Raw genomic sequence first — 14,703 nt, 5'->3', positions numbered from 1 at the left:
GAGCGTAGATGCGCCTTAAGGCAAGCAAGCAAAATCCTCTATGAAAAGGCTGCTTGCCTTTAAAGATACTAAAGTGGGTTGTATGTCATTGAATGAAGTGTGCTGGTTTAACTCTTCTTATCTACGTGTAAACGAATTCCTTTTTCTTCAAGATGAATCATACCTCGTTTATAAAGTTGTCCAATTGCACTTTTAAAATTTTTTTTGCTTTCAGCAAATATTTGCTGGATCTCTGCAGGAGAGCTTTTATCATGTAACGCTAAAAAACCACCTGCTTGCTCAAGCTTAGATATAATACGTTGTGCTAATTCATTAATATTGTTATGTCCTATTTGTCTTAAAACAACATCAATTTTGCCATCTTCACGTACTCTCTTAATGTACCCTTTTATTTTTTTGCCATAAATTAATGTTTGAAAAATATCACCTGCATGGATTAATCCCCAGTGATTGTGATTGATAATCACTTTTTGCCCCAAAGGCGTTCTGTCAGCAACAAGTAGGTTAACTTCCTCCCCAGGCTTATAGTGAGCTGCTGTCTTATCCAAAAAATAATCGATTTTTGAGCTCGCAATAATGCGCCCCTGATTATCTTGCTTTAAATAGACAAGATAAGATTTCCCTTTTTCCATAGGACGATGTTGTTCTGGTTTGGGGACTAATAAATCTTTGTCTAATCCCCAATCAAGAAAAGCCCCTACAGCATTCACATCAATCACTTTTAAAAAAGCACAGCGACCTAATTGGGCATGAGGGCGTGCTGTTGTCGCAATAATTTTGTCGTCTGAATCAAAATAAACAAATACATCCAGCACATCACCAACTAGAGCTCCTTTAGGCACCGATTTATTGGGTAGTAAAATTTCACCCCATTCGCCTCCTTGAAGATACACCCCAAAAGGAGCTTCCCGTACCATTTTTAATCTATTAAACTGCCCAATTTTAATCATGACCAAACTCATTTTTCATCTATTAGCCAAGCTTAACACAGAAAAAATATTGCGTTTATTAATTATTAATATTGTTACAAAATGATGTCAGGTGGAGTTAATTTTTGACAAAAAATGTCAAAGCAGTTTTTCTAATAAGATAACTTCCGTACCTCGGACATGTGATATTTTTTTCGCTGTTGCTGATGTTTCCTGGAGTATTTTTTGTATATCAGAAAATAAATCAAAACCATGATGTTTTAATGGTCTTAATAAAAAATAAGCTTTACCTTTGTTTGCAAGCGAATTTTCTAGCGCTCGAATGTAATTCTGAAAAGAGCTATCTAAATAAAACCGACAACGGTTTTTAAATTGGGAAGGTGAAAGCATTCCGTGGCCAAGTTGGAAATAGGGTGGATTACTGATAATCAAATCAAATTTGCCTTCCCATTTTTTTTCATGTAATGCATCATAATTTAAAAGATGCCAGCGAAATTGCAATTCAGGTCGATTGATGTGTGCCAAGTTTTGATAAAAATATTCAGTATAAATATCCTGGATCTCAATAAAATCAATCTGGCGGATTGCTTGAAGATGCCATGACAATTCAAAGCCAATGACCCCACAACCTGCGCAAAGATCTAATACACGTAATGAACCAAGATTAGGGTGGGATTTGAATTGTGTGGCAACAAATTTCGCAAGCTGAATTGAATCAAGACTAAAATGATATTCTTCTGGTTGTTTGTAATGATAAGTAAAAGGCATTTGTTCGTTCTATAAAATTATTCGATGTACGAAATATGTGTCACCGTTAAAATAGATTCTTTATCACCAACCCTTAATGTCCTGCTTTCTCCAACTTTAGCTTTCAATAATGCTTTTGCTAAGGGGGATACCCAACTTATTTTTCCTACATTAATATCTGCTTCATCCAAACCTACAATTTTGACCGACTGTGATTCACCATGCTCATTGATGAATTGGACAGTGGCGCCAAAAAATACTTGAGTAAGGCCTACTTGAAGTTTTGGATTGACTATTTCAGCGCTCTCTAAACGTTTCGTCAAATAACGAATGCGTCTATCAATTTCACGTAAACGCTTTTTTCCATAAATATAATCCCCGTTTTCCGATCGATCGCCATTACTTGCTGCCCAACTTACCACTTTTACAATTTCCGGCCGTTCATTACTCATTAAATTTCGTAATTCATTTTGCAACATCGCAAAACCATTAGGCGTCATATAATTTTTAATACTTGGTAACGCTAAGTCTGGGCGTTCTGGTTCTGTATACTCATCATCTTCTTTAGTAAAAGCCTTACTCACCCCAAACTCCTATTATAATCGTTAGCACAGAGTATCTTAATTATATCATTCTTTATAATGATCCACGTCTGATATTATCTTTGACTTCACTAGGGCGTGTTGACAATTCATCCCCACCGCCTACGTGCCGCGACCTGTTCGCGGCAACCAGCCGATCTTAATCAGTGGCAAATTTCTTCATAAAGATCATGCCATTCTGTATTTAGGTTCTCAATCAAATTTAACTTCCACTGCCTGGGCCAATTTTTGAATCGCTTTTCACGTCGAGCAGCTTCTATATAGGTTTCATGAACCTCGTAATAAACCAATATATGTACATTGTACTTAGCTGTAAATCCCGGAATCAGGCTGTTTTTATGTTCCCAGACTCGTTTAATTAAATCTGATGTTGAACCAGCGTATAGTGTACCATTTCGCTTGCTTGCCATAATATAGACATAAATGACTTCATTTGGCTTCCTTGTTTTGATCAGAGTGTTGGACTCAATGCGATGATATCACCTAAATTTCACGGATTACATTGGTAGCCAAATATAGGAACAAGCCATTGCGAGCATTGACGCATCATTTCTCTTCAATTTATCATCTCTTGTGGCAACAGCTCGAAAATGTTTAAGTCGCGCAAATAGGTTTTCAACTAGATGACGATATTTGTATAGACCCCAATCAATATCAGCATTCCCAGTTTTAGAGTTCGTCTTCCGAGGAATCATTGGAGTAGATGATTTTTGCCTAATCTGATCTCGAATTTCCTCGCTATCATATCCTTTGTCTGCAATGGTGTAATCAGCCTTAGGGAGTGTTTCAATGAGACCTGAAGCTGCTTTAGCATCATGTACCTCTCCGCCAGTCAATTGAAATTCAATCGGAAGGCCGCAAGCATCAACTGCCATATGAATTTTTGTTGTAGCATTATCTCCTTTAGCTTAGACCATAGCTCATCACGGAGCATCAGTCTAGCCATTGCAAACTCGTTTTATACTTGATATTGAAATCGATAAATTATGAGTTTGCTCTTATTAATCATTAGATTAGAGCAATGAATTAAGTTCATCTTTAACTTGACCATTTCCTGGATGCCGCGAACAAGTCGCGGCACGTAGCCGGTGGGGATAAATTGGCAACACGCCCTATTCCCATCAAAGATTTTACTTAAGTCTATATCATTTGCGTTATTACGAACCCAAGTCAATCACTAAATTTTATATAATATTCTCATTTGATTTTGGGCTCACACGAGCTTATTACTGGGCATAACTCCAGATATGTTGAGTAACCTCCATAGGTAAATCATGTTGTTGGGCTGCTTGATACAGGAGTTTTTCTACAATACTTTGAGAGTAAAGATTGTAAATCTCGATAAAGTGCGATCTGGCTTCATTTGCTCTATTGCTTTCTATATGGGAGCCAAGTTTTTCTAGGCGGGCAAGCAAGATGATCTTATCATTTTCACTGAGGACTGCAGCATGTGTTATGAATAGTTTATGTGCCAAATTGAGATGGAGATGATCCAAATTTGCAATCAAATGGTGAATAACGAAGATCCGTTCATTTTGATTTAACACCGGCATTAAGTCGTCAAGTACCTCATAAGTTCCTCTAGAGTTGTAGTTGAGATTAATAAGAAAGTTCTTTAATTTTGCTTCGAGTAAGGAGGATTTCTGTTCAGCGGTTAACCAATCCCTTAAGAAAAAAAGAGTTTTAAAAAAATGATAATGAGTGATGTCGTGAGCGCTATCGTCTATGTTTTCCATTAAGTAATTGATAAACGATTCTTTCTTTTGGGGGGAAAGCCAATCCTTTAATGCAACGATTGTTTTGAAAAGTCCTTTCCAGATATGAGGATCTTTTGTTTTTTTGATTGTTTTAAGTAAAACGCCGGTCACTTGTTCTTTTTGTTCGGAGTTAGAGTTGGAAGCGCTAAATTGACGTAACGCTTTACAGGCAGCTCTTTGTAAGTTTTTATGTTTCGTTTTCTGGGCAATGATGTGGATTAGCACAGGAATAGCAGAGTCAGAAACAGGTGAAGACAGTCGTTTTTGTTCGAGTGCAATGAAATGAACAATGGCCTCTTTAATTATTCTGTTTTTCGTTGGATTCTGTAAAAAATTAATTAAAGACAGGGCAACATCCGTACGTTTATTTTTATCAAGCTGAGGGTGTATGTCTGACAATGTATGGACAATATCACATTGTAACAATGGATTATCTTTTGCATGAAAAAGGGCAAGTAACTTATCATTTAAGGTGGTATATGCTGTTTTACCCATGGTTGATGAGAGATGTTTCATCAGTCTTAACGTAAAAGCGGAATGGTTATTGGGGGGAGAGAACAAAGGGCTTTTGGGATGATCGATCAAAGCAAATAGACTATCAATGGTTGAGTTCTTGAATTCATCAGATAGATGCCAATTGAATGCAGTAAGTATTTCTTGAGCAGTTAACCGAGTAACATTAGCCTCCTCTTCATCTTTATAAATCGCCAAAAGCATATTAAAGAATTGAGTATGCATGTTCATTTTATCAGGTGATGTATCGATTAGGGTGGTTATAATCTGGAGTGCCCTTACTCTTTCTGTTTGAGATAATAAACAAAAAAATTTCCGATCTTCATATATAGCGGGATTGAATTCGGTTAGTAATAGAGAGAATGCGTATTCAACAAGCTGGAATCGTTTTTCCGAAGACATCATCGCAATGAGCTGAGAACGCCGCTTGGTCACAGGCTGAATATACTCATCGTAGGAGTATTCTAGATAATATTTAAAAAGATCATAGCAAATGTTTTCTTGGGCGCTCTTGTCCATACTGTCCTTGATGCGCATGAAAATTTCACAATAATATTCAAAATTAATGCCCAGATCAGGATTGTCCCTTCCATCAAAGCTTAATAAATGAGTTATTTTTCTAATCACTCCTTCTCGCATTGCTTCGGGCAGTTCAGGTAGGGCTGCGGGTATTTGAGCAAGTGAATGGCAAAAAAGGCCTTCAAGAAAACGATCAGATGTCTGTAGAAATTCCTGAATGAAATGCAGCATCAGTTTTCCTTGCATAGCAGAAGATGCAAACACACTGAGAAAATCGAGGTCAAAAAGAATATAATTTATAGATACTTTATCTAATCGGAACATCTGACTTCGCTCTTTTCTCTTGAGTAAGTGTTCAATTGCTTCATCAATTTGAATGGAGCAGGCTTTATCATCCATGAACTTTTTTAATGCCATTTTTGCAAGGAGCTTCATATCTGAATCACTATTGCTTATAAGAATAGTAAGGCGCTCTATAATTTTGCTTTGCATAGAAGGAGCAATCCAAGCTCGTAGATCAATAATACTTTTTATCAGGATTTTATGGCCTTCGAGGTCCAGTGTAGGGTCTTCTAATTTCCATAATATACGCTGAGTAAAATATTTCTGATAACCGGTCTGATACCCAGGTATCCATTTTTGTAGGGCAGATAGTTTTTCAAAAGCGCGTTTTTTTACATCATCGCTTTCATCATCTATCTCATTCAGAATGGGGGAAATCCATTGATCATAAACAGCAGTTCGCCAAAAATCGTGAACCCGTAATTTCTCGTTCAGTTTCTCAGATAGGTGGATGTAGTGTTTGTAGCAAGAAAAGAAGGCACATAGTATTTGTGTAGTACCTTGTTTGATGTCCAATTCATCATGATGTTGATTCCAGTATTTCAGTAAATTATAGATGACTTCATCACCTTCATGGTTAGAATCAGGATTAGGCTTTAACAGGGTAAGACAGTGCTTCGCAAGCCTAAGGTCTTTTCTTTGATTTGAGTGAAGCAACATTGAGCAGCGCTGTAAGGGGGAATTTATTTTTGCTACATATTGTTCGAATAAAGTAATTAAAACGTGACTGGCCTCCGTTCCAATGTGTTGCTGATGGATAGCCCGAATCGTTTCAATGGCTGTTTCATATTCTTTAAGTTCTTTATGAGTTTTCTTATCTTCAGCTTCGAGTTCTTTCTTTATTTTAGGTAGTTGAGAGTGTAATTTTTCATTCATTTTATTAAATTGTTTTACACTATCTGCCGCATCTGCTGAATCATTTTTTTGTATTTTATCTTGCATTGAATTTCCTAATGATGATCTGAATACCACTGATGATATGGTTGCCTACAAAGCTGAAGTGCGAACTTCATTGGTTGGTATTCCTGGATGGTTGGGTATGGTTTGGTTGCGTCAACTTAATACAATTTAATGAAGAATGAGAATATACTTTTTTGGAAAGAAAACATTTCCAATTAAGAAATAAACTGTAAGGCTCTTTTTAGGGAGTGAACGAACGCAAATCTATTCTCCTCAATAAGTATTTTGGCGAAAAGAGTCATAACAAAATGTGAGTTTTATAGGAGATTTTAGGCTGGGAAATTTAGGGCTGCTCCATCAAAGGATTTATTATTTTTTAGATTAAAATCTGTATTAATTTTTTTAATGCGTTCCTCCTTTATCTCAAAATCCACAAACCTCATTTTTTATTATCAATCAAAGAGGGAGTAATTTTTGCCGATATGGCTTTTTCACAAAAAAAATTTAACAGTAAATTAATTTTAGGCTCATTAGCTAAATACATTGGATAAATTGCATAAAGATTAATTTCTGGAGAAGCTTCTTGAGGTAATACTTGAATTAATGTGCCATTTTTTATTTCCTCACAGACTGAGAAATACGGAGCCCATAGTAGCCCCATTCCTGCAATGGCAGCCTGCTTTAAAACACTTGCGTTATTACTTTTAAAGTTTCCTGAGACATGAACAAGTTTTTTATTGAATATCCATTTATTTTGAAGTCCATAAAGAGTATTAATCAAGCAATTATGCTTTTGTAATTGCTCAATTGTTTCGGGAAATCCATATTGATTGATATAGGCAGGTGATGCAAATACCTCTCGTTGAACGGCAAATAATTTTTTGCAAATGAGTTTTGAAGAATTGACATCATCAAATGAAATGGCCACATCAAATGCAGTAGATAAAAGTTCTTTTGAATCTGATCCTACAATAATCTCAATTTCCATTTTGGGGTATTTTTGCATGAACTCAATACTTAATGCAGTTAAATAAGGTATTGCAGGCGTCACCGTAAGATACAGTGTAATCAGACCTTGTAATTCCAATGGCTTTGGAATCGCAATCTCCTTAACCGCACCTAATTGTTCAAAAAGCCTCAATGCCTCTCGATAAAGCCTCTCTCCTGACTCAGTCACAATTAATCCCTTTGTTGAACGTAGAAATAATTTGGTTTTTAACTCATCCTCTAGCCACGTAATTTGTTTGCTTAATTTCGATGGCGAAACATATAAATTTTGCGCGGCCTTTGAAAAGCTTTTATTATCAACAGTTGCAATAAAACCTTTCAAACACAATAAAATATTCATAGTAATAAGTCTTCGTTAAAATGTATGAAATCATACCATAATAACCAGTATTCAGTTTCAATGGTGGTTTCCATTAATTTCTGAATCAATGGTTTTAATATATTTTAGCTTTTTATTGGGTTTGTTTAAATTTCTTATACAAAACAACAGTCGGCTACGGAGGAATGACAGAACAACGAATTTCTTGCTCTAGCTTCGTGAGATACCCATATCCCGAAGTGTATTATTCTCGAACTCACCAGAACATGCTTGTTGTAATCACCATTAAGCAGTGAGCGTAAATTTGAGTGAGACGGCGTCATGTGCGCCTTCATTGATGCCAGTTATACTATTCTGAGGCGTTTGAATATCAATAGGTTCCTTTTTAAAAAAAGCATGGCCATAACCGAAATCAACAGTGAGATGCTTCATCAATTGATACCCCATGGAAAAACCAGTAATCAAACTGTCTCCAGGGCCTATTTGAAATTTCCCATTTGAGGGTGACTGATTGTATGTTCCTGCTACTCGGATTACCCACTTTGGTGAAACTTGATAAATTGTCCCTAGGGTTAGAAGCCAACTATTATGAAAATAATAATTAATGCGTGCCTTGGGGATAATAAAGGCGTGGGAGGCACCTTGTGTTGCAAAATTATATACAGAAACTTCTTTAAAGATATCCCATTGCAGGTATTGAACAGTTCCTAAAAAGCCTAATTTTTCATTGATAAAATGGCTTAATGTCATGACACTTCTTGCTGGTGTCCAGTATTTAAAATGGTAATCATTGGAGGAAATCCCTGGCGAACCGGTTATTGTACTACTGCCTTGTAAATTATAAGTCACTGCACTCCGGTAATTAAACCCCAAAGCTGTTTTTTTACCGGGTTTAATGAGTATCCCGAAGTCACCGCCCACACTGTTTGCTTGAGTGTCATTCAAGCTACGGCTTTCAGGAATATTCAAACGGGGTATGCCTGCAGTAATAGGCTCCTGGATGAGATGAGCATAAGTAAAATTAATGTTTCCTCCTATGGAAAGAAATTGATTAATTTTAATGCCTAACGCGGGAATAAAATCAATATTATTCGTTTGATTGCGTGCAAGGGTATAGCGAAGAATTGGGTTGTTATCGAGTTCGCGATTAAAATCATTGGCAACGACAGCAAAACCCGCCACCAATCGTTCATTCATAGGGATGCTAAGATACATGGAAGGCAAGAAAAAATTGGATTTTGAGGTGGTTGATCCTGACTCGGTAATCCCAAAAGGTATTTTTTGCGCACTCCCGCTAAACTCAAATTGCGCTCTTGCTAGGGTACTTAGAAGGATAAGTTGTTGGTGCGGCGAAATAGTTAACGCGGCCGGATTAAAATAAACGGCTGTAGCATCCTTGACAACAGCGGTTCCCATTGTTTGCTCAATAAAAGAGGCTTGTAATGGCGAGTTCAATAACAAAAACCCTATGATCACGTACTGCCTTAAACCAATTAAGCTTGCCATGAATCTTGAGCGAAGAATGTGAATATCCTTCAAGTTGTATGAGTATTTTCTACGATAGTCAAGGTTAATTTAATGATGATAGGTTCTAACTCATTGCGTTAGAGTTTGGTCTATTTGCAAACTCTGGGACTGGCCTGCTGACAATCCCCTTGCCTGAGTCCAATTTAGAGCCTCGAAACGCCTACTACAAGGTCGTCCCCAGTACAAAGGGCTCTCCATCCGTTAGAGCACGGTGGAGATCCCTGGCTGCGCTAGGGATGACGTGAGTGTCGGCTATAAGCCCGCAACCCAGAAAAGTCTTTATAATCGTGCAATTGCTCTCGGATACTCCTCTTCTGTAGCATGCTCCACCTTGGCAGATAGAGGTTGTTCTGGTTGATAATTGGGCCCTAGCAAACCGTTGCGCGTGGTGTATGTGGGTTTTCTCGTTGGCATAATTCGCAGCCCGTATAAATCCATGTCGACCAAAAACTGACACAACATTTGCTTTGCAAATGGATTAGCAGGACAACGTCGTGGCCCTGCACCGAAAGAATATAGGTCAGGATCACCCTCAATCCACTTTTCTGGTGAAAACACACGATTGGGTCCCTGCATAGGTCTAAAAAGAAACATCAACATATCGTTCTTCTGAAACGATACTGTTTCCCCGTTAATGTTCACTTGAAAAGGTTTAAGTACCGCTCTGGGAAAATTAGGAATAGGCGTTGCTTGCCAAAGCGCTTCCTCAACGACTGCACGCACGTAGGGTAAATCCGCTAATCGTTTATAGGTAAATGGCTCTTTCCCCAAAACACGAGCGATTTCTTCGTGCATCTTATTTAGCACATCAGGTCTTTGGCTCAGCACATCGAGCAGATAGAACATCGTTGCTCCTACATTAGAGGATGCGAAAATTGTTAGAGGTCCGTGCTCTCGTATAAATCGATCATTTTCGATTAAATCACGTACAATCTTTGCCTTCGGATTGTGTTCCTCAAAGTGAGTACAGTCATCAAAATTCATCTCAGGATGTAATTGTTCGGCACGAAATATTCCCAAATCCCAGATGTAATTATTACCTTTGCAAATGTTGTCAATGTTTGAGTTAAGAAGTTTCTTTGCAATATCGGCCATAGCTTTGCTGGTTTCCCGAAAGTCAGATCGAAGGCCTGGATGGATAAGACGGCTTAGGGGATCCATGCTGGCTTTAGTAATGAGACGTGTCGCTTGCATGAAGATTTGGTGTGTATCTGATGGTAGAACGGAGAGATCATCAGTGCCTACAAAGCATGCGGCAATACAGCCTATAGTATGCCAAGCGACATAGGCATAGAGATCATCAACGCCTCCATTGGATGCGAGTTGCATCGAGGCGAAGGTGCGTTCATTGACTTGAGCGATTCTTTCAAAATTTATCGGACCACGGGCTATGGTGTTTAAAAAAACTTTGCGGGGTTCAGAAGCTGCTGCTCCATCTTCAGCGAAAAAAACTCTTCCAACCATATGTGTAAACGGTTCAAGTATGTCTCCACGACCAAGATCAGGGGATTTTGTCAGCAGTTCTTTGGCTATATTGCCATCAGTTACTATATAAATTGGCTTTGTGCCAATGTAGATTTTGAAAAATTTTTGTTTTGTCCGTGCAGCCATTTCATAAAAAAAAGGAGAAGCACCCTGGTCGAATAAACGCCCTAAGTTACGCCAGCCTTGTTGATGCTGTGGTATTGCTGTAGAGGCTGTTTCAGGTTCAGGTATGGTAGGCAACGCTTCATGTGGTGAACTTGCAGACTTTTGTGTTGAAAAGAGGGCGTATGGACATGTTTTTGTGTTTGGTTTTTGCTGTTTAAATAATTTCGATTTCATTTTCTGGATTCCCTCTCAATAATTCAATTAAATGTTTTATTTGGCTCTGTCTTCTAAAAAACAGTGGCTTATCTTGTACACGATTAGATTCAACTGGATAGTAGGTTGCAGCTGCAGTACATCAAAATTCTGGAGCCGAAAATCAATACAAACTTAGGTAGAAGGTACAGTTGCAAGCAAATTAGCTTATGCTTAGTACCTCCTTTTGCTGTTCATCGGTTTAAGTGTGATTAATCAGCGCATCAAGGGCGATAATTAAGCGCCAATTTTAAGACGCTCTAAGCCATGTTTTTCAAATTCCTGTGCATATTGTTCTTTGATTTCCTCGACTTTTTTTAGTCGTTCAATAGGATTCATCTTACTATATTGTTCCATTCCTATTTTTTGAATCATATCTCGCTCACCCAATCTTTGAGTTAATTCATCCCAAAACAGCATGTTTTCAAAAGGTTGGATAAAATTGTCATTCAAAGATTGCTCATACTCTAATTTCTCAAAATATTCATTCAATTCTAAGGAAAACTCTATTTTGTCATTCGCACCCATCTCTTTAAAATAGGACAAAAATTTTTGTTTTAAAGTGTCATATTCATTCTGCTTAGGTGCCTTAGTCGTATATAAATTCAAAACCCAATCTGCAATACACAACATATCCAGTAATGTTCCATATTCTTTCTTTGTAATACTTATGTTCATCATTAATCTCTACTAATTTTATGCTTAATGGTCTATTATTAACCTATATGCAAAAGTTCAAAACGTCCCATCATGGTTAAAAGAATGGGATTCTAGTGCCGATGAGCGGCTTTTTAAAGTTGTTTTATTATTATTTTTGGAGCCATTTGTATTATCTTGTAGTATGTGTCAGTGGTTAGCTTTGTAAGCATCAGTTGGAATAATCATAAAAAAAAGGTGAATAGAGACGATTTTTGCTGCAAATTCAGATAAAATACTGTATAATACCTGACAAATTTTTATCCATTTAATTTTAACTAAAGAGTGCTATGACTGATTTAAACCTTTACAGAAATATTGGTATCTTCGCCCACGTAGATGCCGGAAAAACAACCACTACTGAGCGTATTCTTAAGCTCACCGGTAGAATCCACAAAATAGGTGAAGTTCACGATGGTGAATCAACCACCGATTTCATGGTGCAGGAAGCGGAGCGTGGTATTACCATCCAGTCAGCGGCAGTTAGTTGCTTCTGGAAAGATCATCGATTCAATATTATTGATACCCCAGGACACGTTGACTTCACTGTAGAGGTTTATCGCTCACTGAAGGTTCTTGATGGTGGTATCGGGGTATTCTGTGGATCTGGCGGCGTCGAGCCTCAGTCAGAAACCAACTGGCGCTATGCGAACAATTCAAAAGTATCTCGTTTGATTTTCGTAAACAAACTGGATCGTATTGGCGCGAACTTCTTGAAAGTAACTGAGCAAATTAAAAAAGTATTGGGTGCTCATCCTTTAATTATGACCTTGCCTATTGGTTATGAGGACACCTTCGTAGGTGTTGTTGATTTATTAACCCGTAAAGCATATGTTTGGGATGAATCTGGTCAGCCAGAAAATTACAAAGTGACTGATGTCCCAGCCGATATGCATGATGACGTTGAAATGTATCGTGCACAATTAATCGAAACGGCACTTGAAATGGATGATGAGCTGCTGATGGCTTACTTAGAAGGTGAAGAGCCTTCTATGGAAGAAATTAAGCGTTGTATCCGTAAAGGTACGCTTGAGTTGGCTTTTTTCCCAACTTATTGTGGTTCTGCCTTCAAAAACAAAGGAATGCAGCTATTATTAGATGCAGTGGTTGATTATCTGCCTGCTCCTCATGAAGTGAACCCACAACCTTTGACTAATGCAGAAGGTGAGCCAAACGGTCAATTCGCTATCGTTTCTCCTGATGAGCCATTCCGTGCCTTGGCATTCAAGATTATGGATGACCGTTTTGGTGCGCTAACGTTCGTACGTATCTACTCAGGAAAATTGAATAAAGGGGATACTATTCTTAACTCCTTTACCGGTAAGACTGAGCGTGTTGGTCGTATGGTAGAGATGCAGGCAAATGAGCGTATTGAATTACAAAGCGCTGAAGCAGGCGACATTATTGCCATTGTAGGCATGAAAAACGTTCGAACCGGCCATACTCTTTGCGATCCTAATCATGAGTGTACACTGGAAGCGATGGTTTTCCCTGAGCCAGTTATTTCTATAGCCGTCACGCCAAAAGATAAAGGCGCTACTGAAAAAATGGCTATTGCTATTGGCAAGATGGTTGCCGAAGATCCAACCTTTAGAGTGGAAACTGATCAGGATTCAGGTGAAACCATTCTTCGTGGTATGGGTGAATTACATCTTGATATTAAAGTGGATATTCTAAAGCGTACATACGATGTTGAGTTAATCGTGGGTCAGCCTCAGGTTGCGTACCGTGAAACCATAACCAAAACAGTTCAAGACAGCTATACTCATAAAAAACAATCAGGTGGTGCTGGTCAATACGGTAAGATTGATTACACGATTCAACCAGGCGAGCCAAATAGTGGATTCACTTTCATCACCTCAGTTGTCGGTGGAAACGTTCCTAAAGAATTCTTCCCTGCGATTGAGAAAGGGTTCCGCTCAATGATGGACACGGGTACTTTAGCAGGTTTCCCTGTATTGGATGTTGTCATTGATCTGACCGATGGTGCTTACCATGCTGTAGACTCTTCTGCAATTGCGTTTGAGATTGCTGCAAAAGGAGCTTTCCGTCAATCGATACCCAAAGCTGGTCCACAATTGCTTGAACCAATCATGAAGGTTGACGTTTATAGCACAGAAGAGGATGTCGGTAATGTGATCGGTGACTTGAACCGTCGTCGTGGTATGATTTCAGGCCAAGAGCCCAGTGCTGCTGGTGTTCGCATTAAAGCCGATGTTCCTCTTTCAGAAATGTTTGGTTACATCAGCACATTGCGCACCCTGACTTCTGGTCGTGGTCAATTCTCAATGGAATTCTCGCATTATGCACCTTGCCCAAGCAATGTAGCCGAAGCAGTAATTGCCAAAGAGAAAGAAAAGAAAGCCGCAGCTATGGCGTAGGCTAGTTAGTAATTTTTGAAAAGCACCGTCAGTTTATTCTGATGGTGCTTTCAAAAATCCAATAAATCAGCTCATTCACGAAAATTTAGATTCCCCGTTGCATCAAACTTTTAGTGAAACAACCCACAGTCCTCATCCAATAAAAGGCTTAATAAGCGACTCTTGCGCTTGATATGACAAATAGGATACTACTCTGCTTTTTTTATTTTTCTTTTTTATTTTCCAACTGATGAGCATCTAAAAATCGTTCTTGACGTTCATTTTCTTGCTTCTCTATTTGTTTGTCTTTTTTGGTTCTTCCGAATTTAATGCGATTTTCTGTAGCTTTCTTTTCCTTTTCCAAACGAATTTTAGCCTTTCTTTTTTTATTTAGATTAATAATGTCTACCATAGTATTCTCTATTAAATATGTTGCTTTATACTATAGCTCATAAAACCACGCGAAATCATCTAAATACACAAATTCATCCAATCATAAATCTATTTCTATTCATTTTGGGAAGTGATGAGGATAGGGGTATATGCCATCCTACATTGGGTCTTGTTTTTAATTAGACATGGAGCCAAAAAAAGTACATGATTTTAGTCAATCTCGATCCGTCAATAAAAAATGGGCCATAA

Annotated in this window: 11 protein-coding genes and 1 pseudogene; 1 reads left to right on the top strand and 11 read right to left on the bottom strand. The window is 38.1% G+C overall.

Features of this window, described 5'->3' with window-relative positions:
* Window positions 1-107: 107 nt before the first annotated feature.
* The 10 genes and pseudogenes from OQJ26_RS02145 to OQJ26_RS02100 form a co-directional block, all read right to left on the bottom strand.
* The gene (locus tag OQJ26_RS02145; protein ID WP_265702252.1) at window positions 108-950 is read right to left on the bottom strand and encodes a CvfB family protein; all 843 of its coding nucleotides are present in this window, start codon (window positions 948-950) and stop codon (window positions 108-110) included.
* A gap of 117 nt (window positions 951-1,067) precedes the next feature.
* Complete coding sequence (locus OQJ26_RS02140; RefSeq protein ID WP_265702249.1) at window positions 1,068-1,697, bottom strand: methyltransferase; 630 nt, start codon at window positions 1,695-1,697, stop codon at window positions 1,068-1,070.
* 17 nt (window positions 1,698-1,714) lie between these two features.
* Window positions 1,715-2,260 (bottom strand): transcription elongation factor GreB, encoded by a 546-nt coding sequence (greB, locus tag OQJ26_RS02135; protein WP_265702248.1) that lies wholly within the window; start codon window positions 2,258-2,260, stop codon window positions 1,715-1,717.
* Window positions 2,261-2,421: 161 nt separating this feature from the next.
* Window positions 2,422-2,688 carry a GIY-YIG nuclease family protein gene (locus OQJ26_RS02130; protein WP_265702247.1) on the bottom strand — a complete coding sequence of 89 codons (267 nt, stop codon included), beginning with the start codon at window positions 2,686-2,688 and terminating at the stop codon, window positions 2,422-2,424.
* 87 nt (window positions 2,689-2,775) lie between these two features.
* Window positions 2,776-3,183: pseudogene (locus tag OQJ26_RS02125) on the bottom strand (IS5 family transposase); the annotation flags it as partial.
* 321 nt (window positions 3,184-3,504) lie between these two features.
* A complete protein-coding gene (locus OQJ26_RS02120; protein WP_265702245.1) occupies window positions 3,505-6,351 on the bottom strand; it encodes a hypothetical protein in 2,847 nt (948 codons plus the stop codon).
* A gap of 397 nt (window positions 6,352-6,748) precedes the next feature.
* A complete protein-coding gene (locus tag OQJ26_RS02115) occupies window positions 6,749-7,657 on the bottom strand; it encodes a LysR family transcriptional regulator (RefSeq protein ID WP_265702243.1) in 909 nt (302 codons plus the stop codon).
* Window positions 7,658-7,921: 264 nt separating this feature from the next.
* Window positions 7,922-9,091: an OmpP1/FadL family transporter gene (locus tag OQJ26_RS02110; protein ID WP_265702241.1), complete on the bottom strand. Its 1,170-nt coding sequence runs from the start codon at window positions 9,089-9,091 to the stop codon at window positions 7,922-7,924.
* Between the two features lie 351 nt (window positions 9,092-9,442).
* Window positions 9,443-10,987, bottom strand: coding sequence for a cytochrome P450 (locus tag OQJ26_RS02105; RefSeq protein ID WP_265702240.1), 1,545 nt, complete (start codon window positions 10,985-10,987; stop codon window positions 9,443-9,445).
* A 255-nt stretch (window positions 10,988-11,242) separates the two neighbouring features.
* Complete coding sequence (locus OQJ26_RS02100) at window positions 11,243-11,686, bottom strand: hypothetical protein (protein ID WP_265702238.1); 444 nt, start codon at window positions 11,684-11,686, stop codon at window positions 11,243-11,245.
* A gap of 305 nt (window positions 11,687-11,991) precedes the next feature.
* Here OQJ26_RS02100 and fusA point away from each other — a divergent pair, with 305 nt between their 5' ends.
* Entirely contained in the window at window positions 11,992-14,082 is a 2,091-nt protein-coding gene (gene fusA, locus OQJ26_RS02095) for an elongation factor G (protein ID WP_265702237.1), read from the top strand.
* Between the two features lie 202 nt (window positions 14,083-14,284).
* On the opposite strand, the gene OQJ26_RS02090 is transcribed toward fusA, so the two are convergent.
* Window positions 14,285-14,473: a DUF4169 family protein gene (locus OQJ26_RS02090; protein WP_265702236.1), complete on the bottom strand. Its 189-nt coding sequence runs from the start codon at window positions 14,471-14,473 to the stop codon at window positions 14,285-14,287.
* Between the last annotated feature and the right edge of the window lie 230 nt (window positions 14,474-14,703).

The organism is Legionella sheltonii, from assembly GCF_026191355.1.
Lineage (GTDB): Bacteria > Pseudomonadota > Gammaproteobacteria > Legionellales > Legionellaceae > Legionella > Legionella sheltonii.
Note: the sequence above shows the minus strand (reverse complement) of the source record. Positions and strands in the feature narration are given on the sequence as shown.

Excerpts from the sequence above, each read along its gene's own strand:
- OQJ26_RS02100 (WP_265702238.1), bottom strand. The coding sequence starts at position 11,686 with ATGATGAACATAAGTATTACAAAGAAAGAATATGGAACATTACTGGAT.
- OQJ26_RS02145 (WP_265702252.1), bottom strand. The coding sequence starts at position 950 with ATGATTAAAATTGGGCAGTTTAATAGATTAAAAATGGTACGGGAAGCT.
- OQJ26_RS02115 (WP_265702243.1), bottom strand. The coding sequence starts at position 7,657 with ATGAATATTTTATTGTGTTTGAAAGGTTTTATTGCAACTGTTGATAAT.
- OQJ26_RS02120 (WP_265702245.1), bottom strand. The coding sequence starts at position 6,351 with ATGCAAGATAAAATACAAAAAAATGATTCAGCAGATGCGGCAGATAGT.
- fusA (WP_265702237.1), top strand. The coding sequence starts at position 11,992 with ATGACTGATTTAAACCTTTACAGAAATATTGGTATCTTCGCCCACGTA.
- OQJ26_RS02140 (WP_265702249.1), bottom strand. The coding sequence starts at position 1,697 with ATGCCTTTTACTTATCATTACAAACAACCAGAAGAATATCATTTTAGT.
- OQJ26_RS02105 (WP_265702240.1), bottom strand. The coding sequence starts at position 10,987 with ATGAAATCGAAATTATTTAAACAGCAAAAACCAAACACAAAAACATGT.
- OQJ26_RS02090 (WP_265702236.1), bottom strand. The coding sequence starts at position 14,473 with ATGGTAGACATTATTAATCTAAATAAAAAAAGAAAGGCTAAAATTCGT.
- OQJ26_RS02130 (WP_265702247.1), bottom strand. The coding sequence starts at position 2,688 with ATGGCAAGCAAGCGAAATGGTACACTATACGCTGGTTCAACATCAGAT.